Origin of the sequence: Colwellia ponticola, assembly GCF_005885605.1 — a bacterium.
GTDB lineage: Bacteria > Pseudomonadota > Gammaproteobacteria > Enterobacterales > Alteromonadaceae > Colwellia > Colwellia ponticola.
On the sequence record NZ_SZVP01000011.1, the window covers coordinates 36,713 to 61,462 of the forward strand.

General features: G+C 38.0%; 21 protein-coding genes and 1 tRNA gene. 13 read left to right on the forward strand and 9 right to left on the reverse strand.

All coding sequences use genetic code 11. The annotated features are described in order from the left end of the window. Positions 1-279, forward strand: a complete 279-nt coding sequence (gene minE / locus FCS21_RS11470) for a cell division topological specificity factor MinE (RefSeq protein ID WP_138623503.1) — start codon at positions 1-3, stop codon at positions 277-279. 68 nt (positions 280-347) lie between these two features. Here the strand turns inward: minE and ansA are convergent, their stop codons facing one another. Continuing rightward, on the reverse strand, positions 348-1,361 hold the full coding sequence (gene ansA, locus FCS21_RS11475) for an asparaginase (protein ID WP_138623505.1): 1,014 nt from the start codon (positions 1,359-1,361) through the stop codon (positions 348-350). A gap of 115 nt (positions 1,362-1,476) precedes the next feature. Then, positions 1,477-3,387, reverse strand: coding sequence for a signal peptide peptidase SppA (gene sppA / locus FCS21_RS11480; protein ID WP_138623507.1), 1,911 nt, complete (start codon positions 3,385-3,387; stop codon positions 1,477-1,479). Positions 3,388-3,644: 257 nt separating this feature from the next. Between sppA and FCS21_RS11485 the strand changes: the two genes are divergently transcribed. Beyond that, the gene (locus tag FCS21_RS11485; protein ID WP_138623509.1) at positions 3,645-4,334 is read left to right on the forward strand and encodes an HvfX family Cu-binding RiPP maturation protein; all 690 of its coding nucleotides are present in this window, start codon (positions 3,645-3,647) and stop codon (positions 4,332-4,334) included. 25 nt (positions 4,335-4,359) lie between these two features. Here FCS21_RS11485 and FCS21_RS11490 read toward each other — a convergent pair whose 3' ends face one another. Further along, positions 4,360-5,256, reverse strand: coding sequence for a DMT family transporter (locus tag FCS21_RS11490; RefSeq protein WP_138623511.1), 897 nt, complete (start codon positions 5,254-5,256; stop codon positions 4,360-4,362). A 184-nt stretch (positions 5,257-5,440) separates the two neighbouring features. On the opposite strand from FCS21_RS11490, the gene FCS21_RS11495 reads away from it, so the two are divergent. Then, positions 5,441-6,016, forward strand: coding sequence for an NAD(P)H nitroreductase (locus FCS21_RS11495; protein ID WP_138623513.1), 576 nt, complete (start codon positions 5,441-5,443; stop codon positions 6,014-6,016). Positions 6,017-6,152: 136 nt separating this feature from the next. On the opposite strand, the gene asnS is transcribed toward FCS21_RS11495, so the two are convergent. After that, positions 6,153-7,553: an asparagine--tRNA ligase gene (asnS, locus tag FCS21_RS11500; protein ID WP_138623515.1), complete on the reverse strand. Its 1,401-nt coding sequence runs from the start codon at positions 7,551-7,553 to the stop codon at positions 6,153-6,155. A 358-nt stretch (positions 7,554-7,911) separates the two neighbouring features. On the opposite strand from asnS, the gene FCS21_RS11505 reads away from it, so the two are divergent. Continuing rightward, positions 7,912-8,316, forward strand: coding sequence for a hypothetical protein (locus FCS21_RS11505; RefSeq protein ID WP_138623517.1), 405 nt, complete (start codon positions 7,912-7,914; stop codon positions 8,314-8,316). 39 nt (positions 8,317-8,355) lie between these two features. Here FCS21_RS11505 and bioA read toward each other — a convergent pair whose 3' ends face one another. Beyond that, positions 8,356-9,705 (reverse strand): adenosylmethionine--8-amino-7-oxononanoate transaminase, encoded by a 1,350-nt coding sequence (bioA, locus tag FCS21_RS11510; RefSeq protein ID WP_138623519.1) that lies wholly within the window; start codon positions 9,703-9,705, stop codon positions 8,356-8,358. 230 nt (positions 9,706-9,935) lie between these two features. Here bioA and bioB point away from each other — a divergent pair, with 230 nt between their 5' ends. The 4 genes from bioB to bioD are packed head-to-tail and all read left to right on the forward strand — an operon-like array spanning position 9,936 to position 13,796. Next, on the forward strand, positions 9,936-10,919 hold the full coding sequence (bioB, locus tag FCS21_RS11515) for a biotin synthase BioB (RefSeq protein ID WP_246047212.1): 984 nt from the start codon (positions 9,936-9,938) through the stop codon (positions 10,917-10,919). A 10-nt stretch (positions 10,920-10,929) separates the two neighbouring features. Further along, positions 10,930-12,150 carry an aminotransferase class I/II-fold pyridoxal phosphate-dependent enzyme gene (locus tag FCS21_RS11520; RefSeq protein WP_138623521.1) on the forward strand — a complete coding sequence of 407 codons (1,221 nt, stop codon included), beginning with the start codon at positions 10,930-10,932 and terminating at the stop codon, positions 12,148-12,150. Beyond that, entirely contained in the window at positions 12,150-12,980 is an 831-nt protein-coding gene (gene bioC, locus FCS21_RS11525) for a malonyl-ACP O-methyltransferase BioC (RefSeq protein ID WP_138623523.1), read from the forward strand. Before FCS21_RS11520 ends, bioC begins: the two co-directional genes overlap by 1 nt. Before the next feature lie 33 nt (positions 12,981-13,013). Further along, on the forward strand, positions 13,014-13,796 hold the full coding sequence (bioD, locus tag FCS21_RS11530) for a dethiobiotin synthase (protein ID WP_138623526.1): 783 nt from the start codon (positions 13,014-13,016) through the stop codon (positions 13,794-13,796). Between the two features lie 135 nt (positions 13,797-13,931). On the opposite strand, the gene FCS21_RS11535 is transcribed toward bioD, so the two are convergent. After that, on the reverse strand, positions 13,932-14,354 hold the full coding sequence (locus tag FCS21_RS11535) for a type II toxin-antitoxin system HicB family antitoxin (RefSeq protein ID WP_138623528.1): 423 nt from the start codon (positions 14,352-14,354) through the stop codon (positions 13,932-13,934). 673 nt (positions 14,355-15,027) lie between these two features. Between FCS21_RS11535 and FCS21_RS11540 the strand changes: the two genes are divergently transcribed. The 4 genes from FCS21_RS11540 (at position 15,028) to FCS21_RS11560 (ending at position 20,976) form a co-directional block, all read left to right on the forward strand. Then, the gene (locus FCS21_RS11540) at positions 15,028-15,582 is read left to right on the forward strand and encodes a peroxiredoxin family protein (RefSeq protein WP_138623530.1); all 555 of its coding nucleotides are present in this window, start codon (positions 15,028-15,030) and stop codon (positions 15,580-15,582) included. Positions 15,583-15,627: 45 nt separating this feature from the next. Then, entirely contained in the window at positions 15,628-15,879 is a 252-nt protein-coding gene (locus FCS21_RS17040; protein WP_138623532.1) for a hypothetical protein, read from the forward strand. Between the two features lie 210 nt (positions 15,880-16,089). Next, positions 16,090-19,695, forward strand: coding sequence for a bifunctional diguanylate cyclase/phosphodiesterase (locus tag FCS21_RS17130; protein WP_306461460.1), 3,606 nt, complete (start codon positions 16,090-16,092; stop codon positions 19,693-19,695). Positions 19,696-20,040: 345 nt separating this feature from the next. After that, on the forward strand, positions 20,041-20,976 hold the full coding sequence (locus FCS21_RS11560) for a DNA replication terminus site-binding protein (RefSeq protein ID WP_138623534.1): 936 nt from the start codon (positions 20,041-20,043) through the stop codon (positions 20,974-20,976). 101 nt (positions 20,977-21,077) lie between these two features. Here FCS21_RS11560 and FCS21_RS11565 read toward each other — a convergent pair. From FCS21_RS11565 to FCS21_RS11575, 3 genes are all read right to left on the reverse strand, one after another. After that, positions 21,078-21,154: transfer RNA gene (locus tag FCS21_RS11565), tRNA-Pro, on the reverse strand. 165 nt (positions 21,155-21,319) lie between these two features. Then, positions 21,320-23,110: a DUF3413 domain-containing protein gene (locus tag FCS21_RS11570; protein WP_138623536.1), complete on the reverse strand. Its 1,791-nt coding sequence runs from the start codon at positions 23,108-23,110 to the stop codon at positions 21,320-21,322. 42 nt (positions 23,111-23,152) lie between these two features. Then, positions 23,153-23,359: a YejL family protein gene (locus tag FCS21_RS11575; protein ID WP_138623641.1), complete on the reverse strand. Its 207-nt coding sequence runs from the start codon at positions 23,357-23,359 to the stop codon at positions 23,153-23,155. Positions 23,360-23,505: 146 nt separating this feature from the next. On the opposite strand from FCS21_RS11575, the gene yejK reads away from it, so the two are divergent. Then, positions 23,506-24,570 carry a nucleoid-associated protein YejK gene (gene yejK / locus FCS21_RS11580; RefSeq protein WP_138623538.1) on the forward strand — a complete coding sequence of 355 codons (1,065 nt, stop codon included), beginning with the start codon at positions 23,506-23,508 and terminating at the stop codon, positions 24,568-24,570. Positions 24,571-24,750: the final 180 nt, after the last annotated feature.

Here is a 24,750-nt window from a genome sequence, read left to right on the forward strand (position 1 = left end):
ATGGCACTATTAGATTATTTTACCCGTAAAAAGGAAAAGCAGGTAACCACGGCATCTAAGGCAAAAGAGCGCCTACAAATTATCGTTGCTCACGAGCGTAATAGTCGAAATAAACAGCCAGATTATTTACCACAACTTACTGAAGATATTCTACAAGTATTGCGTAAATATATTAAAGTATCAGATGAAAGTTTTTCGATAAATCTTGATAAAAAAGACGGTGATTTAAACGTATTAGAACTTAATATTGAACTGCATGATGATAACGCGACAAATTAACTAGCTGTTTATATTAACTAGTAAAGGCGGGTGGCAGGTTTTTTAGCCCAGCCATCCTCTTTTATCAGTTAAGTTAATTCACCACGTAAATTTTGTTCCATTTTTTCGCATATTTCTTGGTAAGTTAATTCTTTGCTTAACAAGTAATGTAGCTTAGTTAATGCTGCCTCTAAGGTCATATCATGGCCACTAATAACCCCGGCTTCACTTAACGCCTTACCGGTAGCATAGCCTGACATGTTAACAGTCCCTTTAATGCATTGGCTACAATTAACCACCACAATACCTTGCTCTTTTGCTTTATGTAAACATAACAGCAATGCTTTATCTTGCGGCGCATTACCGACGCCATAACTGCGTAAAATAAGTGCTTTGACCGGTTGTTTTAGTACATTGTCGATAACGTTGCTGCTGATACCTGGGTATAAATGCACTACGCCAATGGGCTGTGGAGTGATTTTTGATAATTGCAGCGACGCGACATTATCAACCGAATGAGCAAGCGTACCGGCAACGAGTTGAATATTAATGCCTGCTTCGAGTAATACCGGCATATTAGGCGAGTCAAACGCATTAAAACCATCGGCATAGGCTTTAATACAACGATTACCCCGATATAGCTTATTATTAAAAAATAAACTCACTTCGCTGATAGGATAATTTGCCGCAATATATAACGCGTTGAGTACATTGACTTGTCCGTCAGAGCGAAGCTGGCTTAGCGGAATTTGAGAGCCGGTGATAATGACAGGCTTGCTTAAATTTTCAAACATAAAAGATAATGCCGAGCTAGTATAGGCCATGGTATCAGTGCCATGTAAAACCACAAAACCATCGTAATCATCATAATTGGTTTTAATATCATCGGCGATACGTTGCCAATCACTTGGCGTCATGTTTGATGAATCGATAAGTGGCTGATATTCACTGATGGTAAAATCAGGCATCTCACAACGATGAAACTCAGGCAGAGCATTAATTGATTCAGTAAGGTGACCTTTAGCAGGCACAAAACCTTGCGTACTTTGCATCATACCAATAGTACCGCCGGTGTAAGCTACGTAAATTCTTTTTTTCATCATGATTTTTATCTTAATTTTCAATTTTGATAACTTATTTATAAAAAGAGGTAGTTAATTGCTTAACTACCTCTGTTAACTACTGACTTGTTAGCTTCATTATTTACATGACAGTAAACTAATGACCACAGGCTATACATAAAGTATAGCGCCCCTGAGGATCATTAAACTGATTTACTTGCGTTAATTGTGTTTTCATCAACGTAATAAACTGTGACAACGGTTGGTTATTAATGGTATTAGTACTTAATTCAATTGCCGTATGCTCTGGCACTGCGGTAAATAAGTTAACGACTGATAACGAACTCCCCAGTAATTGCTCTATTATTTTATTGCGTGAAGATTGTGCTTTTTCAATCAATAGCGTGTCATAGGTTGTTAACTTTGCCAGTGTTGCTGCAGCTTCAACCGCATCGGTTAAATTACCTAATTCATCGACTAAACCAAGTTCTTTTGCTTTTTTACCTGACCAAACACGGCCCTGTGCGACAGCATCAACTTCAGCTGTGGTCATATTACGATTGCTGGCCACTAATTGAATAAATTCTTGGTAACCTTTATTAATAGATAATTGAAATAAGTTAGCCATACCCGGTGTGAGTGTTTGTGTTGGACCAAAACCTGCCATGTCAGTAGTACCAACACCATCAGTATAAACACCTATTTTGCTTAAGGTGTCTTCAAAAGTCATCATCATACCAAAAATACCAATAGAGCCCGTAATAGTAGACGGGGCGGCAATTATTTTATCGGCTGGGGCTGATATCCAATATCCACCTGATGCTGCGTAAGTGCCCATTGAAGCAACAACGGGTTTACCTGCTTTTTTCAATAGTTCCACTTCTTGACGAATAATTTCTGAGGCGTAGGCGCTGCCACCAGGGCTATCAACGCGTAATACCACCGCTTTAACATTATCATTATTGCGTGCTTGACGTAGTAATTTAGCCGTACTGTCACCACCGATAGTGCCTGGTTTTTGTGTACCATCTAAAATCGTCCCTTTAGCCACAATAATCGCGACCTGATCACCGGTAGAAGCGGTAAGTTCAAGCTGCTCCTCTAATGTTGAGCTTGTTGCCACCATATAATCTTTGTAGCCTATATGGCTATAGCTGTCGCCTTTTCTATTTTTGCCAACGAGTGCAATAAGCTCATTGCGCATTTCTTCGCGAGATTTTAAGTGGTCAACCCAATGATTGTTTAACGCATAGTGAGCAAAGCTACTATTAGCGGCGCTAAACTTAGCGACTAAATCATCAATATCTTCATCAAAATTTTCGATACCAAAACCACGACGTTGAGCTACGTCGGTTTTATATTGTAGCCATAAATCAGTTAACCACAGCTGGTTTGCTTCTTTTGCTGCATCGGACATATCGTCACGGATAAAAGGTTCAACCGCTGATTTAAACGTACCTACGCGAAAAATATGTTGGTTAACTGATAGTTTTTCTAAGGCAGATTTAAAATACAGGTTATAGCGACTATAACCATCAAGTAACATAAAGCCTTGTGGGTTTAACCAAATATTATTTGCGGTACTGGCTAGGTAGTATTGATCTTGAGAATATTGGTCGCCTAAGGCAATAACCTGTTTACCTGATGTTTTAAAATCTTCTATGGCTAGGGCAATGTCTTGTAGTTTAGTTAAGCCTGCTTTATTTAAACCTTGTAGCTGTAAAACCAATATTTCTACTCGGTCATCATTTTTTGCTTTACCAATAACCTCAATAATATCGTTAAGTAAAATTTCAGGCTTATCGTCTTGTTGCTCCATCGCTTCCATTAAAAAAGCTTCCATGGGGTCAACTTCACGTTTTTGCTCAACCACATCACCGACTAGATTTAACACTAAAGCCGTTTTATCGGGTACTTGTATTTGCTCCTCACCGCTTGAAAATATCACGCCAATAAAGGCGAATAATAGTACAAAGAACACTAGGTTGACTACTAATGAGCGCGCAAAACTTAACACACGCCAAAGCGATGATAATAGTCGTTTGATAATACCTGGATTATTACTCATATAATTTTATCTTCAATAGGTGATACCAATCCGTATAATAAGGTGCTTATTTGTTTAGGCGAAAGGGTATGAAATGTAAAAACTGAAAGCCATATTACCTTAATGTTTAACAAAACTTAACCTAAGGTATTCACTAGATTGTAATTATTTGTTGAAATTCACTTTTTACTGCGGTCTTTATTATATGGATTGAAAGTATTTCACAAGTTAAGTGTTCTTATAGTACACAGGTAACTTTATTTTATTAGGCAATGACGATGCAAAAACTACCGTATTACTACCAAAATTTTTTAACACAGCTCAAAAAATTTGACGGTATCCCCGCTTTATTATTAAGACTATACCTTGCCCCTGTATTTATTATGGCTGGCTTTAGTAAAACCCAACTACTTAATGAAGAGGTCACAGGCTTTAGTGCCATTATGGCTAACCCGAATATTATTGCCTGGTTTGGTGACAGTGATTGGGGCTTAGGACTACCATTTCCAGCGTTATTAGCTAATTTAGTTATTTGGGTAGAATTTTTTGGTGGTTGGTTATTATTATTTGGCGCGTTAACCCGCTTAATTAGTATTCCTTTATTGTTTACCATGATAGTAGCTGCTAGTTCTGTTCATGCCGACAATGGTTGGTTTGCTATTACGCCGACTAATAGTAGTATTAGTCCGGCTAACGTTGCTCTTTGGCTTGGTATTGATAGTGCACAAGCTAGTTTAGATAATAGCGATCAAACGGCGATACGTCTTGAGAAAATGCGATCATTACTCGAAGAAAATGGTAATACTGATTGGCTTTATGAAAAAGGTAATATTGTTGTGCTAAATAATGGTATTGAATTTTCAGCAACCTATTTTATTATGCTACTTACGTTATTTTTTATTGGTGGTGGTCGATATACCAGCATAGATCATCTGGTCGCACAGCGATTATTAATTGAAAAGAAGTGATGAATGTTATTTTCACACGGGGCCATTAACTGCGGGCTCCTTTCTTTTTTAAACGTGGTAATAAATGACCAAAGTGATAAATACTTAATCCTAACAACACCATAAAAGCACCGGTGAGTAATTTGTCATTAATCACTTCACCATTAAATACTGAGCCTAACGTTAACGCAATGATAGGGGTAATGAGTGTCACTAACGTTACACTACTGGCTGATAATTTTTGTAATACGCTAAAGTAAGCATAAAAACCAATAAGAGAACCAAACACACCTAAATAGAGTGTCGCCCACAATGATTTGGCTTGCCATGTTTCAATCGGTAAAGTGCCATCAAGCAGCAACCAACTTAAGAAAAACAAAGGTGTGGCAACCGATAACGCGCCCACGGTTGTCGCTAACGGGTGAATAGCAAGAGAAACACTTTTCACCAGTACGCCGCTTAAACTAAAGAAGAACACCGCCAGTAAAATAAAGATGACGCCGTAAATACCATCGTTCGCTAAGGTAAAATTATCAGAGCAGACCACGGCTAAACCAGACAATGAAATACCCATAGAGAGTTTACGAATTGTGCTGATGTTTGGCTCAGCTAAAATTCTTTTGGCTAACACGGCTGAAATAACAGGAGATAAACCAAAGACCAATGAAATAATACCGGATGATAAATAGCTAGCCGATAAATAAGAGCACAGCATGCCGCCAAAAATACCTAATGCTGAATAAGCGTATAATCGTAATGCTTTTTTATGAAAAGGAATATCAATTTTACCGAGTTTAATCACCAGTACGCCTAACACTAAAGCGATGAGCATTCTTAAAAACACCGCTAAACTCGGATTTATTGACTCGCTACTCCACACGATACCTAATGGCGTAGTCGCCCATATTAAGAGTACCGCCAAATAGGCAATAGACACTGACATTTTTCTTCCCTAAAAAGTTAATTAATTATACCCAGATAAACCTAGACAATGGGGCTTGCAATGACAGTAATGTTCTGCCTCTTAAAGAATACTCACCGCCTTAGCACACCGACAGCTTTACTCCATTGATTTGACAACAGCTTAACGATAAACTCCCACAATAACCACTTGTTAGAGCTATTTTATGAACGCTATTGAATTATTATTAACACGACAGTCTACGTCTGTCTTAACGGAGCCTGCGCCGAATGAAGCAGATGTTGCAACATTATTATCAGCAGGTATGCGCGCGCCCGATCATGGTGGTTTAAAACCTTGGCATTTTCATGTGATTACTGGCGATGGTTTACAGCGCTTAAGTGAATTGTACCTCGATGCTAAGACAAGTGAAGTCAAAACAGCCGCTTTAGATGAAGAGGTGATTAATGAAAAACTGGCTAAAATAGCTAAAATGCCCTTTAGAGCACCGATGATTATTGCCATTTCAACTCATTATGTCCAGCACAGTAAAGTACCTAAGCAAGAGCAACTTGTTGCCGCAGGCTGTTGTGTTCATGCTATGCAAATGGCGGCTTTCGCCTTAGGGTATGGTGCTGTTTGGCGAACCGGCGATTTGGCATACCATAACAAGGTTAAGCAAGGGTTAGCCATTGATGCTGACAATGACATTGTTGGCTTTTTATATATAGGCACACCAACGAAAGTGGCCGCTATCAAGCCAGCAAAAAGTTATCAAGAGAGCGTTACCTTCTGGCAATAATTATTGGACTTGCATCGATTAACAATTATTTGTTGTTGATAATAAAAAAGGCGACTTGATGTCGCCTTTTACTTAATCGTTTAGTGCATAATCTGCTTTAGCAGGCAAAGTGCGAACTAAACGTATATCAGGCTCATTAAAAGGCAGCGTTGTTTGGCGTTCTTGGGAAAGGGATCACGTCACGAACGTTTTGCATACCAGTAGCATAAGCTACTAAACGCTCAAAACCTAAACCAAAACCAGAGTGAGGTACCGTGCCGTAACGACGCAAGTCTCTGTACCAACCGTAATCAGCAATATCTAAGCCCATTTCTTCTAAACGGCTATCTAATACGTCAAGACGCTCTTCACGTTGGCTACCACCAATAATTTCACCAATACCTGGCGCTAAAATATCCATCGCCGCAACGGTTTTACCATCGTCATTTAAGCGCATGTAGAACGACTTAATATCTTTCGGGTAGTTTTGTAACACGACCGGACCGTTAAAGTGCTCTTCAGCTAAGAAACGCTCATGTTCAGAGTTTAAATCTACGCCCCAAGAAACAGGGTTTTCAAAGGTCTTGCCGCAATTTTCTAAAATAGTAATAGCGTCGGTGTAATCAAGACGAACAAAGTCGGTATTGATTACAGAGTTTAAACGCTCGATGACTCTTTTATCAACACGTTGTGCAAAGAAGGCCATATCATCAGGACGCTCTTCAAGTACCGCACTTAATACATACTTAAGCATCTCTTCGGCTAAATCAGCGGCGTCAGATAAGTTAGCAAAAGCAATTTCAGGTTCAATCATCCAAAATTCAGCTAAGTGCCTGCTAGTGTTTGAGTTTTCTGCTCTGAATGTCGGGCCGAAGGTATATACTTTTGATAACGCGTTACAATAAGTTTCTACGTTTAATTGCCCAGATACCGTTAAAAAGGTTTCTTTACCAAAAAAGTCTTGTTTGTAATCAACACTACCGGCGTCGTTACGTGGCAAGTTTTCCATGTCCAAAGTACTAACGCGGAACATTTCACCAGCACCTTCACAATCACTCCCCGTAATAAGTGGTGTGCTGATCCAGAAATAACCTTTTGAATGTAAAAAGCGGTGAATGGCTTGCGCTAAACAGTTACGTACACGGGTAACTGCGCCGCCAATATTGGTGCGAGCACGTAAATGAGCATGTTCACGTAAAAATTCAATACTATGACGTTTAGCTGCCATTGGGTAAGTATCAGGGTCTTCAACAAAACCTAATACTTCTACCGCGGTTGCTTGAATTTCAAACGCTTGTCCTTGACCAGGTGATTCAACTAAAATTCCGGTTACTTTTACTGCGCAACCAGTGGTTAATTTAAGAATATCACTTTCATAATTATCGAGTTCATTAGGTACAATGGCTTGAATAGCATCGAAACATGAACCATCATGCAATGCTAAAAATGAAATACCAGCTTTCGAGTCACGGCGTGTTCTGATCCAACCGTGGACGGTAATGCTTTCATTAACAGGGAAGTTACCTGCTAATACATCAGTAATTGATATAACTGACATCTAATGACCTCTTATTCTTGTGTGATTGATTGACAATGCGGTAATACCCGTTTGATCTCGTTATTTTAATTAGCGTTTTAACGCTAACATAGTGAAAGATTTACACGTATTGGTATTATGCTAAAAATGGGGTGATATGTTACCGTGACAAGACATAAATGCAATGCTTAATTGCAATGTTCTTGTAATGTTCATTAACTTAGCGCCTTGCTAGCGGATTTTAACTTTGTCTGAGCTTGCTTTGAGCTGAGTTTGGTCTTTATTTAGGCTTAACTTGAGCTTATTTTAAACGGAGCTTTACCATTCATTTTAGCTATAGCTTTGAGCTTAAGCGTTATAAAATAGGATAGCATCAATAATGAAACAAAGTAACGACGTGCAAACTACTGATGAGCACACAAAAGTAGAGCAGCCAATTGATAGAAGAAAATCGACAGACTTTTGGCATTACACTAAAACAATTTTGGCATTAAGCAGCTGGTTACTTTTTTTAATCGCTTTAGTGATGTCTTATTATGCGGCACCTGATAAAGATTATGGAGTATTACGCTATTATGGCGTTGAAATACGCCAATTTTGGTTAACGCCATTAACAGGTTATCTTTATATTTTATTATGGCTTAGTGCTATGGGCAGTTATATCGCCTTAATGACAGAAAAATACCGTTGTCGACGCCTAAGTGATAACCCTAACTATAGTTTGTTATTTTTATTGACTATCAATATTGCCTGGTTGGTATATCTTTTAGTACAAGCACAATAAGTCAGGTTTATACGTTTAATTCATCATAGTGGTAACGTACTAGTTAAAACACTGTTCTTCATTTAAAACTGTTGCTATAGCATTAATCAACGTTGTTAATTGCATCGTGGTAATAATAAGCGGCGGGATAATATAGATTAACTGACCAAAAGGTCTGATCCACACACCTAACTCAACAAAGCGCTTTTGTATCTGCGCTAGGTTGACCGTTTGTTTACATTCAACCGCACCAATAGACCCTAAAATCCTTACATCGGCTACTCGGGGATGTTCTGCTAACGGGCTTAATAGTGTGTTCAGTGCATTTTCAATCCCTTTTACTTGTGATTGCCAATTATTTTCTATTAATAAATCTATGCTAGCATTAGCGACCGCGCAGGCGAGGGCATTGCCCATAAAAGTGGGGCCATGCATAAAACACCCCGCTTCACCTTCACTAATAGTTTGAGCAATATGTGAGCTACATAATGTTGCCGCTAGTGTGATATAGCCACCGGTAAGGGTTTTACCTAAGCACATAATATCTGGGCTAATATCAGCCCATTCACAGGCAAATAATTTACCGGTTCTGCCAAAGCCAGTTGCAATCTCATCGACTATCAATAACACACCGTACTGATCGCACAGTAGGCGACACGCTTTTAAATACTCAGGGTGATAAAAGCGCATACCACCAGTGCCTTGCACAATAGGTTCAATAATAAAGGCGGCTATGTCATGATGATGTTTAGCAAATAACCTTGATAGCTCAGTCACTTCATCAGTTGACCATGGTTCGCCAAATTTAATGTTAGGCGCGGGGGCAAAATATTGCGGCATGAGTACTTGTTCAAAAATTTGATGCATACCGGTCACAGGGTCGCACACCGACATGGCCGCAAAGGTATCACCGTGGTAGCCATTTTTAACGGTTAGTAACTTAGTTTTAGTTAATACACATTGCTTTTTTTCAGCAACGGCATGTTGATACTGTAAAGCCATTTTCATTGCTACTTCTACGCTGACTGAGCCAGAGTCTGACAAAAAAACTTTATCTAAGCCGTTAGGCGTTAAGGCAATTAATTTTTCACATAAGGTAATAGCGCTTTGATGCGTTAAGCCGCCAAACATAACATGTGACATTTTAGCCGCTTGTTCTTGTAGGGCTTTGTTTAATTTAGGATGATTATAACCGTGTAACACAGACCACCACGATGACATACCATCAATGAGTTGCTCACCACTAGCTAAATTAATCATAACTCCGTGAGCACTTTCAACTAAATAACTCGGTAGTGGTTCTGACATTGAGGTGTAAGGGTGCCAAACATGCTCTTTGTCCAATCTTAGTAGTGAATGTTGTTCTGACAGTGAGAGTTGTGCTTGCTTTTTAGTTTGTTTAATACTCATATGTAAACCAATTTTATTGTTGCCGTTGACATCATGCTTGGGGGGGCTAGACTACCCGTTAAGTTAATTAGATGCAATTGGGTTTTATGTCAGATTTAAACGGTACCTCAATAATGAACCAAACAGTCAACGAAACAAGAAATGCAACAACAAGCGCACCTGTGCTAACAAACGTGCAGTCAGTACTTCGTCATAATTGGAATAATGAAGAGGTAGCTGAACTATTTGCCATGCCTTTTAATGATTTAATGTTTAAAGCGCAAACCATTCACAGAGAGCACTTTAATCCTAATGAAGTACAAGTGAGTACTTTATTGTCGATTAAAACAGGTGCTTGCCCAGAAGATTGTAAATATTGCTCACAAAGTGCCCGTAATAAAACAGACCTAGAGAAAGAAAGCTTACTTGCGGTTGAAAAAGTACTTGAAGCAGCACAACGCGCCAAAGATATGGGATCAACTCGCTTTTGTATGGGGGCTGCGTGGCGTAACCCCAAAGCGCGAGATATGCCTTACGTACTTGATATGGTTAAAAGTGTTAAAGCACTAGGCATGGAAACATGCATGACATTAGGCATGTTATCGACTGAACAAGCAGATCAGTTAAATAACGCAGGCTTAGATTATTACAACCATAACCTAGACACGTCACCTGAGCATTACAATCAGATTATTACCACCCGTACCTTTCAAGATAGACTAGATACGTTAAGTAATGTGCGCAGCGCGGGTATGAAAGTGTGTAGTGGTGGTATCGTCGGTTTAGGTGAAAAAGCGGTAGACCGAGCATCACTATTAATACAGTTAGCTAATTTAAACCCACAACCAGAAAGTGTGCCAATTAATATGTTAGTAAAAGTGGCCGGCACACCACTCGCTGATATTGATGACTTAGAAAGCTTTGACTTTATTCGCTGTATTGCGGTGGCGCGTATTATGATGCCAAAAAGCCATGTTAGATTATCCGCAGGGAGAACAGCGATGAATGAGCAAATGCAGGCGATGTGTTTTCTTGCAGGCGCAAACTCAATATTTTATGGCTGTAAACTGCTTACCGCTGAAAACCCAGAAACTAACCAAGATATTGCGCTGTTTGAAAAGTTGGGTATTAATACTGAAACAGTTGCTGGCGATACTGAGCGCTCAGATAATAGAGTTAAAACCGCGATTGTGGATCAACAACACAGTGATTTATTTTACAACGCTTCAGCCTAAGTAATACTATATGAACTTTGATTTTATCCAACAAGATGTGCTGGCGCAAAAAGAAAAATCTCGCTATCGGCAGTTGGTTTGTAATAGCACGTCTAATCAGCACTCAGGTGCAGAAATTGTTGTTAATGGTCAGTCCTATGTTAATTTTTCATCTAATGATTATTTAGGATTAAATAATCACAGAGAAATAAATAAAGCCTTACAAGAAGGAATAGATAAGTTTGGGCTTTGCTCAAGTAGCTCAAGCTTAGTCACTGGTTATCATTATGCTCATCAAGCATTAGAAAATGATATTTGTCAGTGGCTAAATAAACCTAAATGTTTGCTTTTTTCTAGTGGTTTTGCTGCTAATTTAGCACTATTTCAAGCATTAGGTAAAAATGAGCAAAGTCATTTTTACCTCGATAAACTCAGTCATGCTTCGATGATTGATGGTGCTTATCATAGTAAAGCAACGGTTAAACGTTTTCATCATAATAATATTGAACAGCTAACAAGGCTGCTTAGTGCTAGAAATAATAACACCACACATCATAGCGCCACAGTCAAAAGCACTGCTGAGCACCCGGATAAAACACCAAAAAATACTTTCAACACACTAATTGCCTCTGAAGGTGTGTTTAGTATGGATGGCTGTCAAGCCAAAGTACGCGAGCTTGCCCAATTAGCAAAATCGCAACAGTCATGGCTTTATTTAGATGACGCCCACAGTATTGGTGTTATTGGCGATAAAGGACAGGGCAGTAATTACTTTGCTAACGTAGATATTACTATGGCAACCATGGGTAAAGCCCTTGCTACTAGCGGTGCATTTTTAACCTGTAGTGAAGATTTACACGACTACTTGGTTAATTTTTCTCGTCACTATATTTACTCCACGGCGATATCTCCTGCGATTGCTTGGGCGACAAGAAAGAGCGTTGCTCTTATTCAAAAAGAGCATTGGCGACGAGAAAAAATTGCGGAATTAAGCGCGCTATTTATTCAATTGCTGGCGCCAGAGATTAAATTAGTTGTTAGTCATTCTGCTATTCATGCGCTAATAATAGGCGATGAAAAAAAAGCACTTCACATTAGCGCACAGCTTAAAAAACAAGGTATTTGGTTAACTGCTATTAGGCCACCCACCGTTGCTGTTAACAGCTCAAGGTTACGCGTTACCATATGTTCACATCACAATATTAAAAATATCAGATATTTAGCGGAATGTATCAATAAGGCCATTGCTTAATGACTTCAGTAGTACAAGAAAATATAACCAGCGTTAGTGTAAATGTAGAGCGAGTAAATATTGCTAAAAGTTTTGGTTTAGCGAGTAAATCTTACGATAATTCAGCAAGGCTACAACGTATTGCCGGTAATCATATATTGTCTTTGTTACCAAAAGAGAAAGCGTTAACTGTGTTAGATGTGGGCTCAGGTACCGGTTTTTTTACTGAGGTATTAGCCAGTAAGTATAAGCAAGTTATTGGTTTTGATATCTCACATGAGATGCTGCACTTTGCTAAAGAGCGCTGTAATAACCACATAATATGGCTAGAAGGTGACGCTCATAACATTCCTCTTAAAGATAACAGCATTGATGTTATTTATTCTAATTTAGTGATCCAATGGTTTAATCCACTTGATGTCGCCATCACTGAACTGCTACGAGTATTAAAGCCAGGCGGCTCACTTGTTTTTACCACGCTACTCGATGGTACATTACATGAGTTAAAATCGTCTTGGCAGAAAGTTGATGATGATCAACATGTTATTAACTTTAAAACACTGACTGAATTAACAACAGTAGTGAACACTGTCCTGAGTAACAATCAAGGCCAATTGATTGAACAACAATGCCAAGATATTATTTTGGAATATAACAACGTTATTCATTTAGCAAGAGAGTTAAAAGGCTTAGGGGCTAATCATTTAGCACAAAAACAAAACAGAGGTCTGTCAGGGAAAGCTAAGTGGTTTAACATGGCTGAGCATTATAAAAATTATTTAGCGCCAAACGGTACTTATCCGGCAACATATTGTTTGTTCTCAGGGGTAGTGGTTAAATCAGTTGACTAAATAACTAACTAATAGAGAAAAACAGAGAAAAAGATGAAAAATATTTTTATTACCGCGACAGATACTGATGCAGGTAAAACCTTTGTTAGCTGTGCTTTAGTGCATGCCTTAACTAACCTTGTACATAACACGGTAACCAATACCTTAGCTACTAAGTCACTAAAAGTAGCCGCTTTTAAGCCTATTTCTGCAGGCTGTGAGTTAGTAGCTGGCGAGCTTATCAATGAAGATGCCAAGTTACTCAGTCAATTTGCTAACAGTAATCAAAGCATTACTGATATTAATCCCATAGCATTTGCTGAGCCGATAGCGCCGCATATCGCGGCAAAAAAACAAAATCGCCCTATTAGCGTGGCAGAGATAAATGATCATTATCAACAAGTCATCACATTAAACGCTGATATCACTTTAGTTGAAGGAGCAGGCGGTTGGCGCTTACCTTTAGGGCCATTAGCATCACAAGCAACAGAATCACCCTCACAGCAATTTTTATCTGATTTTGTTAAAGCAAACAATCTTGAAGTGATTTTAATTGTTAATATGAAATTAGGTTGTTTAAATCATGCTTTACTAACTTATCAAGCGATTAAGGCTGATGGGCTAGAGTGTATTGGCTGGATTGCCAATTGTGCAGCGGGTGAGGTGATGAATAATTTGTCAGAAAATATTGTTGAACTGACGCAACTATTACCTATACCTAACATAGCTCAACTTGATTTTATTGATGATGTTGATGAGCAGGGCAATGTGGTTACCTTCGCAGATAAAATTAACGTGGCGGCTAACAATATTGATTTATCTGTGTTGGGGTATTAATACCGATAAAAATCTTGCTAGACCTAAACCCAAGAGTTTACCTACAAATGGCCAATTGGTACTTCTCCTACGCTATAGAGTAAGTTAACATGGCAGCCGAAAATTTTAGCGGCTATGTATGTTAAACGCTTAACTCTACTTTTCTAATTCGGCAAAACAGGCGCTGGCAATAAACCCTGAGCGCGTTTTATAACTTGAAGATTTACTCACTTTTTCATCGATTTGTGCAATCAGTAATTCAGGCAGAGTTACATTTATTTTATGGCTTTTACCAAGGTAGGGGCTGATATCAATAGTCACTATCGCCCAAAATGCCTGTGCAAACGAATAGGGATTTTCTAGCATATAAGCCTTTCTATGGCTTTCTAAGCTTTTTGCACTAGGTACATTTTCTCCGTATTCTGCCAAGGTCGATAGCTGTGATTTTATCGACTTTGTGATTGCCTCCATCCCTAAATCAATCGTTTTCTCTGTCATAGAACAACCGGGCAGATCAGGTACTGATACCTGATAATGTGCTTTTTTATCATCATAAATAAACATAATTGCATACTTCATTGTCAACCCCTAACAGCACGTCAAATGGTACTTAAAAGCCTAGTTAATCAATATAACCCTGACAACCCTGTATAGCAAGCACTAATAACTCTGATAACTCTTTGGTGTTTTTCACTTATAACTCTAGTAACTCCGTCGTATATCAGTACACGACTCTGATAACCCCTTAATCAGTATGAAGGTGACTGTTTACTATGACTGTAGCTTTTTATTAGTGGTAGAAAGAGCTTCAATAATAATTAACTGAATCATTGACGATTCTATAGAGACGTTAATATTTGGCGAAAATCACCATGTTTGAATACTAACTAGAGTAGAGAGATAAGGGTTATTGATATGGCATGGAAGATGCTGAAGTTGCTGCTTATAAAGAAATGAGCAGAGATAGATACGTTATAAGTATCTATCTCTGCCAGTAAAACGCAAAGGAAATAAGTTGAACATAGATGAGTTAGGCACAGTGAAGTACAGTTATCACAACGCGGTAAAAAACCTGTTGTGAGTAAATGGATGAGCGAGCGACAGCAACTATCATTAAAATACCTTGAAGCTTAAACCAACGTATAAAAAAGTGATCTTCGCCAGTCTCAAACCGTATGACTTTACTAGCTTATATACTAAGATAGCCATTATTATATACCCAACCATTCACCTGTTAAAAAAGAGTAACAATATGAACCTTAATACTAAAATGAAAAACCAAGTAAAAAAATCTCTACTAATTTTGTGCAGTCTATTTAGTGTCGTTGGGTTTTCAACGCTCGCTACCGAGCTTAAAGTCGGCGATGATGCCCCTAATTTTAAGTTACAAGCGACTACCGGCGATTATTATCAATTAAGTGATTATAAAGGTAAAAAAGCCGTCGTTTTAGCTTGGTACCCAATGGCTAATACCCGTGGTTGCACTATCGAGTGTAAATCATTAACAGAGCAGGGCCATCTTATTAGAGAATTTGACGTTAGCTATGTAATGGCAAGTGTTGACCCTATTGACGACAACCGCGACTTTGCAGAAAAAACTGGCGCTGATTTTCCTATGTTAAGCGACCCAACCAAAGCTGCTGCAAAAGATTATCAAGTTTTAAATATGTTCAATGTGGCTAGCCGTGTTACTTTTTATATTTCTAAAGAAGGTAAAATTATTAAAATTGATGATGATATTTCACCAAAATCTGCTGCACAAGATATGGCTAATAACTTAGCTGCTTTGGGTATTGATAAGAGATAGTGCTGAGTTGGGAAGAAATTTAATCAAATTGGTATAAATTAAGTGATGTCAAAACCGAGCAAAAAAGGCCCGAACAACACAGTTAATATTTATTGCAAGGGCTGTAACTACCATCTTTTCAAATACCGCAAAGGTGGAAAGGGGGCATTACTTAAATGTTTTAAAGAACGTATTAGTCAAAACTTTACTAATACCCCTTGTACCTGTCCCCAATGCCAGCAAATATTTGCTCGAGATTGTTTAATTAGAGGAACGCCTGCCTTTAAAATAATAGGAGGTAAAGTATGGAGCAAATAGGCTTTATTGGGTTTATGTGATTATCATCGAGTAAACTATCGAGTAAATTTTGAGCAGTTTTACCTTTTACTATATCCTAACTATATCTTACCTATATAGTAATTTACGTTAGAATCTCTTTAAGCTTTCAATAAAAAAGGCTACTCTAAAGAACTAGATGTAAACTTAGCCTAAAAGTATTATTCACCATACTAAATATGGATATATCTTATGGAAGCAGACTCCCGCAAAACACTGTTTTTTTCTATCTCATTAACCGTACTCTGTATGGTCATTGTTTATTATTCGTTTACTACCGGTCGTAACATAGCAGAGCGCTATTTTCCTTTACTTGATGCTGCGATAGAAATGAAGCTTGAGGCCACCAAAGCACATTTATGGTTTGAAGAAATCATAAATGGTGATAATTCTGTTGATATCGATAGCGTATGGTCTCACATTGAACAATCAAGGTGGTATGCTCAAGCAATGCTTACTGGTGGCATTAATGAAGAGAGTACTTATATTGCGCTAAACGACGCTAATTTACGCGCCAATATAACAAAAAATCTAGACGATATTGATCATATTAAGCACCTCGCCCAAATACGCTGGTCTTCTCCAACAACCTCTACTGCTGGCTCTGCTCTTGATCAAGAGCTTGACCTCGCCTTTTTACAATTTAACCAATCAGCTAAAAAGGTTGCTATAGCCTTAAAAAAATTAATGGCCGCAGAACTACAAGTTTTTAAATTTACACAACAATTATTGATGTTCCTAACATTATTAGTAGGCGCAGGCATGAGTTTTTTATTAGTGCGCGGTAATAAGCGACAAGTAGCGAACATAAACGCGTTAACGCAAAGTGAAGATGCCCATAAAAAATCAAAAACTCAGTTGTTAAATGTTATTAATGGCGCTAAGCTAGGGTATTGGGATTGGAATTATAAAACCGGAGAGCAAATAGTTAATGATGAATGGTTAGCCATGCTTGGCTTATCACGACACGATATAAATAATCATATTAGTGATTGGGATAAGCTTATTCACCCTAATGATAAAACATTGGCTATGGATGTTGTTCAACAACATATTCACACTAAAGAAAATTATGTCGTGGAGTTTAGAATGCAACATAGCGATGACCGGTGGATCTGGATACAAGGTTCAGGCTCGGTTGTTGAATATGATGAAGCCACTCAACAACCACTTCGTCTTTGTGGAACCCATCAAGATATTACCGAACGTAAGCTTAGCGAATTGCGTGATAAAGCGCGCACCCATGTTTTAGAGCTTATTACCAGCGGTGAGTCATTATCCGTAGTGTTAACTGCTATTGTTAATGGTATTGAACAAGAAAACCCTTTAATGCTGTGTAGTGTTTTGCTACTCGACGACGAGGGTAAACATTTAATAAGTGGCGCTGCCCCTAGTCTTCCTGACTTTTATAACGCAGCTATTGATGGTGTTGAAATAGGCATGGGTGTGGGTTCATGTGGTACAGCGGCTTTTACTAATCAACGCGTTGTGGTGGAAGATATTGCTACTCACCCTTATTGGGCGCCTTTTAAAGCGATAGCAAACAAAGCAGCGTTAGGTTCGTGTTGGTCTGAGCCAATACGCTCTACACAAGGTAAAGTATTAGGTACCTTAGCTATTTATCATCGCAATAGCCATAAACCCACAGAGGCAAACATTAGTTTAATTGAGCAAACTGCTTACTTAGCTAGTATTGCGATTGAACAAGCTCACAATCACTTAGCTTTAAAAAATAAAGAGTTGCGCTTTAATCAACTATTGCAATCCATTCCGTCAGTATCTGTACAAGGTTATGACTATGAGGGTAATACACGCTACTGGAATAAAGCATCGGAATACCTATATGGTTACACAGCTGAAGAAGCCATAGGACAGAGCCTTTACGATCTAATTATTCCTGCTGCTATGCAAGTTGACGTGCGCAATGCTATGCAACAGATGCTTAAATCTAAGCAACCTATTCCTTCCGGTGAGCTCACGTTAATGACTAAGCAGGGCACAGAAGTTAATGTATTCTCAAGCCATGCCTATGTCCATGTTCCCGGCCAGGCACCTGAAATGTTTTGTATTGATGTCGACTTAACCAAACATAAATTAGCGGAAGAAAAACTAAAACTTGCGGCGAGTGTTTTTACTCATGCTCGTGAAGGTATTATTATTACCGATGAAAATGCGACAATTATTGATGTAAACCAAGCCTTTACCAATATAACAGGATACACTCGAGAGCAAGCTATCGGTCACAACCCGAGTATGCTTAACTCAGATAAACAATCGCCTGAGTTTTATGAGCAACTGTGGCGTTTGCTAAAAGAACAGGGCCACTGGTCAGGTGAATTATGGAATACACATCAAAATGGTGAATTATACGCAGTAATTGAAACGATTAGTGCTGTGCGTAATGAGTCTGGTGATATTACTAATTACGTTTCCTTAGTTAATGACATCACCTTGATGAAAAAACATCAAGATCAACTAGAGCACATCGCTCATTATGATGTACTGACTAATTTACCTAACCGTTCACTACTGGCCGATCGACTCTCTCAAGCCATGTTACAGTGTGGTCGTTATCAAACATCACTTGCTGTGGTGTTTTTAGATTTAGACGGCTTTAAATCAGTTAACGATACTTATGGGCATGCTGTCGGTGACGAATTGCTCATTGCTTTATCCGTACGAATGAAAGCAGTACTACGTGAAGGAGATAGTTTATCGCGTATTGGTGGAGATGAATTTGTCGCCGTATTAGCAGGGTTAACTAACGTGGAAGACTGCGAACAAATAATAGAACGTTTTTTGCTGGCGGCATCAGACCCTGTTACCGTCAATAACATTATGTTAAATGTATCAGCTAGTATTGGTGTTACGCTTTACCCGCAAGATAACGTTGATGCAGACCAACTAATGCGCCACGCAGACCAAGCTATGTATGCTGCTAAAGAAGCAGGAAAAAATCGCTACTATATATTTGACACCGCTCAAGATGATGCAGTTAAAGTACGCAGAGAAAGTCTAGAAGCTATTCGTAACGCTTTAGATAATGAGCAGTTTGTACTGTATTACCAACCTAAAGTGAACATGAGAACAGGTGTTATCACAGGTTTTGAAGCGCTTATTCGCTGGCAACATCCGCAAAGAGGGCTGTTAAGTCCACTTGAGTTCTTGCCCATTATTGAAAATAATCCCATGATTGTTGATATTGGAGAGTGGGTTATTGACACGGCACTAGCGCAAATTAGTCAATGGCAAGCTATGGCGCCTAATATTCCGTTAAGTATCAGTGTAAACATTGCAGCAGTACAATTACAACAAGCTGACTTTGCAAATAGGCTAACTCTATTACTTGCGGCTCACCCTGACGTTGAACCACGTTATTTAGAATTAGAGGTTTTAGAAACAAGTGCGATAGATGATGTAAATCATGTATCAACCATTATGAATGCCTGTGTAGCACTAGGAGTAACGTTTGCTTTAGATGATTTTGGTACAGGCTATTCGTCACTTACTTATTTTAGGCGATTACCGGTTAATTTAATTAAAATAGATCAGAGCTTTGTACGCGATATGTTAGATGATGCTGATGATTTAGCTATTGTTGAAGGTGTCATAGTATTAGCTAAATCTTTTAAGCGTGATGTTATTGCTGAAGGTGTTGAAACAATTGAGCATGGCACTGCACTATTACAGTTGGGTTGTGATTTAGCGCAAGGTTATGGCATTGCCAGACCTATGCCTGCGAGCAATATACCCACTTGGGTTAGTGAATGGAAAACAGATGATAACTGGCAAATATAGCACTCTGAACTTAAACACTGCAGTGTTTAGATATTTTTACAAGCTAAGTAGGGGATGGGCACAAAACCCCAAGTAGGCTTAGTAATGTAAACGATATAAAATATCACATTCTATGTTTCAACTGCATCAGTAGGTCTACCTTCCTATTAAAGGAAATAAACAAAAGGGCGCTGAGATATTGCAGACACATCAAACTTGGTGCGCTAACAAACTAGCAGCGAATTAATCAGTTTTGCAGAAAGTATGGGCTTGGTGTGTTTATTATCGCCAAAACAGTCATTGTTTGTTTAAATAGACAAGTCTACTGTATATAATAACAGTAGACACCTAATCGGACATATACTAATGTTAAAAAAAATAGTCAAAACACCCCCTGATAATACTGGAGATTTACTTAAGGTAAATACATTAATGTCTGAGCTTGTCAGTCAAACCGCGTCATTAATCGATATCATAATTAAGCAAAATCCTTCTTTTATTGGTTATCAAATTGAGCGAATTTCTAAAGCCGAAGAACAGACTTGTATTGTTGATGGTGTTCAGCATTTATCAGTCAAGGCTTTGCGGGAGTGGACTGAACTGCAAAGCGTATTAAACGCGTGGAAAGATTTTTACGCACCATTAACAGCCTCAACAAAGTTTGTTTATCGACTACCTGGCTTTGTTACCGTCAATGAAGAAAAAGAGACTGTGTTGGCCTTGGTAGTAACGATTAATACCCTAAAAGAGAGTATTGCTAATACCGTGCGCAATAATAGAGATAAACATCAACGTCATGATTTTATTCATAGTGCTTTTGCTGGCATCATGACCGAACAGCTTTATCGAAAAATTCAAATAAAAACGGATCATGTTAACAATGTTTGGTTTAACTGGGTAAGTCGACCTGTACCGCAAACATATACTATTGAAGAGGCGATTGTTTACATCGAGAATAAAAAAAACTCGCCACCAATAGAATTTAGTGCGACTGAATGGCAAGCAAGGTTAGCGATAACAATCAATAAAGTTACTTCGGGTCGCTACAAAAAAATACAAAAGTTAAAGCAATTTAGGTTACTACCAACCATTGAGTTTAACTTGATCAAAGAGGGGCAGAAAAAGCGTAGCAAGCACAACGCTACTACACCTTTTATTTTATTGGGACAAGTCAATAATGTTATCCCTACATTTACCGCTTTACCTGATTTTAATCGAGAAAATAAAGCAAAGAAAGCACCTTTTATTGACCGTAATAAAGAACTTATCGACAACTTTTTACAGTTAGTTGGCGTCAGGTGAGAGGTCTATAATAAACGATAGGATAAGGGCAGTTACAAAAAAAGCCAGTTAATTAGTTTTACAACTATTTAACTGGCTTTTTTATTTTGTTTTGTTTTATTTGGTCGGGATAGCAAGATTCGAACTTGCGACCTCACGCCCCCCAGGCGCACGCGCTACCAAGCTGCGCTATATCCCGACAACATAAACTCTAGGGGTTAATGAGTTTATCCTTTGTATAATAACGATTTATCAGCGTAATGCAATGCTAATTATATTAATTGTTAACGGTAATGCTCTAAACGGCTAACAATTACTCGATATTAGTGCAATAAAGATTTTCTTTATTGCATTACCTGTTGTGTTATTGTTTCTCTTGCAAGGTAAAGCGCTTAATAAAGTGTACGCCATCAATCATTAATGGAAAGTCAGGATTTACTGTTATCGGTGATGAAAATTGACGTGAGTAGCTTTGAAAGTTGCCATTTTGATCAACAAATACCGATTTATCTTTATCAAATATAATAATGCCTTTATCTGTTGTATTAGCAATCACTCTATCTTTATTCAAGCTAGGCAAATGGCTACCATTGCTATAACCAGTAACGTTACACCCTAACCATTGCTTTATTAAGGTAGGTTGTAAATCCATGTTGCTAGTGTTAAAGCTGACATTAGTATGTGTTGTTTTAGCTGTTTGTGGGTAAATAAATAACGCCGGTTTGGTGTTTAAGCGAGTGTCGTTATTTTCATTGCCAATTGAACTTATCCAAATAATATCTTTTTGCTTTCGTTGCTTTTGTGCAAGTAGTAAGGCATCAACAAATAATTCAAATTGATATTGGTTATTATTTTTAACTTGTTTGTTCGCATCAATTGCATGACTATTTTTAAAGTAAATAATATGTAACCCGCGGGCTTTGTTGGTTAGCTTTTCAGCAAACAATAAACTTGAAATATTTTCTAATGTGGTTTTCTCACTAAATAAGGCTTCAAACCAGCGCGGTTCACTATCGCCAATGCTACTTGCTACAGAGCCACCGTTTAATGAGTCACTCACAGCAGCCTTAGTTACCGCCTCGTTTGTTGCAAACTCATCTGAAATAACCGTTAAACTTGTTGCTAGCTGTTGTTGCTCAATCCCTTGAAACAACAGAGGTTTAATACCTTGTTTTAAAATATCTTGCTGATAAATACTGGGTAATGAATAAAGCAGGTTAAACCAAGCGTCATCATTAAGACCCGTATCAATATTATTAGTTAAATGTAAGCTGCTAGCACTGGCTCTACGGATAAATTGATTTAATTGTGTCGTTGATAATTGTTGTTCAGTTAACACTAAAAAGGTTGAGTTAGTTGGTGCTTTATCGGCGTTTTCACTTGGGCAAAGACCAGGAGCAAGTGTTGGGTAGTTAGGAATAGCATGACTAAACGATAACGGACTATTTTTACGCTCTATATAATCATCAATATTAAACAAACCATATTTGGTTAATAAGGTTTTCGCTGTTGCCGGGTAAGACAAAGGTAAAGCAGTATCTTGGCGCAAAATGTCATAATCTAGATTAGCATCTGCCCAAATATGACTAAGATGGCTAAAGAAAAATGACACCACTAAGGCTAAAATAACATAGCGAGCAAAGACCGTTTTTTGTAATTGCTTTAAATGTTTCCACGCATAATTACTAACAATAAATTCAAAGCCGACAATAATGATAATGAGTGAGCCACTGATGGTATAAAATAGGCTGTTTTGAGAGGCAATCTCTTGTAGTAAACTGATTATTTGTCCACTAGAAGAAGCACTTAAATGATAGCCCAAGCGACTATAAATAAAGCCATCTAATATCAGTAACAATAAACCAATAGCAAAAATGATAGCGCCACTGGCTCTAATAAAGCGAGTGTGAGGTAGTATCAATGTTAATGGAAATAACACTAAAACAAAGCTCATAAAGGTTAAAAAGGCAATATGACTGACCCAAGTGGTGATTAAGTAAACTTGGCCAAAAAATGTTGTCGGTGCAGTTTCACTAAATAAATAGTAAGAGGAGAGAGCAATTGCTGCTAAAATATTGAAAAATGTGAACCAATGGCTCCAACTGATCAAATGTAATAGTTTTTTGCTGTAACTTTTTGTATCAAATGAAACCATTGATGATAATTCTTCTTGTGCGAGTAAAAGTAAAAGAGGGACTTAAATAGATTGTTTTAATGCTTTAGTAAAGTTCTCTGCAACCGCAGCACGTTTACTTTCAGGCACTTGGGCAATAATGTTAGTGACTGCGTTACCTAAACACATCAGCGCTAAATCTGGTGTTGCTTTTTCTTTTACTAACACATCCAATAAATCTTGGATAATTTTTTCTACACGTTCGTTCGAATATTTAGATACAATAGGCATAATAATAGTTTTCGTTAATGATAAATTTAATTCCTCTAGTTTATCAAATGCCTGCACACTTTAATATATACCTTATGTAAAAATAACGGTCGTTGCGGCGATAACTCTCACATTAATTAACCTAGGTAACTGAACATAATAATCATATGAGCTTAATAATTAAAAATATTGCACTACATTTTTTATCTAAAAAAGAAGAAACAGGCGAAGTGATACTTCGCCTAGGGCCTGAAAATACTAACTTTAGCGAAGAAAATGTAAAAATCACTAACTTTGTTGATGGTTTACATGCCATTTATAATGCTAAAGGTAGTAAGGCTTATGGGAGCTTTTCATCCATGCCAAGCGAAGGTGATTCAGCGCGCTTTATTGATCTAATGGAAAGTTATTTAACCGAACAGCAAAACTTTTATGCTTTTAGTACCCAAGCCGGTAACGTATTAAAAAATGAAATAGATAAGTATGATATAGAAGAAACTGGTTATTTTGTCTTATGTCATTATGAATACATGGGCGGTCGTTACTTATTTGTTGCCGTGATACCGGTATCCGAACATTACAGTGTTGATGGCGAGCTCAATATTTCAGCAGCCCAACACTTAGATACCACTAAGTTACAACTTGCGGCGCGCATTGATTTATTTGATTATAAAGACAATGCTCATGGTAATCGTTATATATCGTTTGTCAAAGGTAGAGCGGGTCGTAAAGTCTCAGACTTCTTTTTAGACTTCTTAGGTTGTGAAGAAGGGTTAAATGCGAAAGAGCAAACGCAAACATTAGTGCAAGCAGTTGAAGACTATGTCGCGGTTAATCAACTAGACGCCAGCGAAAAACAAAAAACACGCAAAGACTTACTAAATTATTGTAAAGAGCAAAAAGCTAGCTCTCAAGATGTGTCACTACAAGAAGTAGGGAAAGTTATTGAAAGCGCGGGATCAAAGCAAGACTTTTATCAGTTTTGCCAAACACAATCTTATCCTATTGAAGAGTCATTTCCGCACGAGCAAGCCGTGGTTAACAAAATCACAAAATACTCGGGTTATGGCAACGGTATAAGCTTAAGTTTTGAACGTAGCCACTTTGGTGAAGACGTCGTTTACAATCCTCATAATGACTCATTAACTATTTATAAAGTCCCTCCTAATTTAAAAGAGCAGTTAATGGCACTGCTCGAAGGTGAGAATACGACAAGTGGCGAGAGTGATTAACAATCAAAAATAGTAGTGCGATTTAAACGTTATTAATACTGTCTACCACTACAGCACACAACAGTAACGCGTTACTATTTAGTTACGCGTTACTCATTAATTAATATGCTTTAAAGCATAAATAATATAGTTAAAACAGCAATGTAGTGAAATATCCTACTTCATATTGCTGTCCTTATA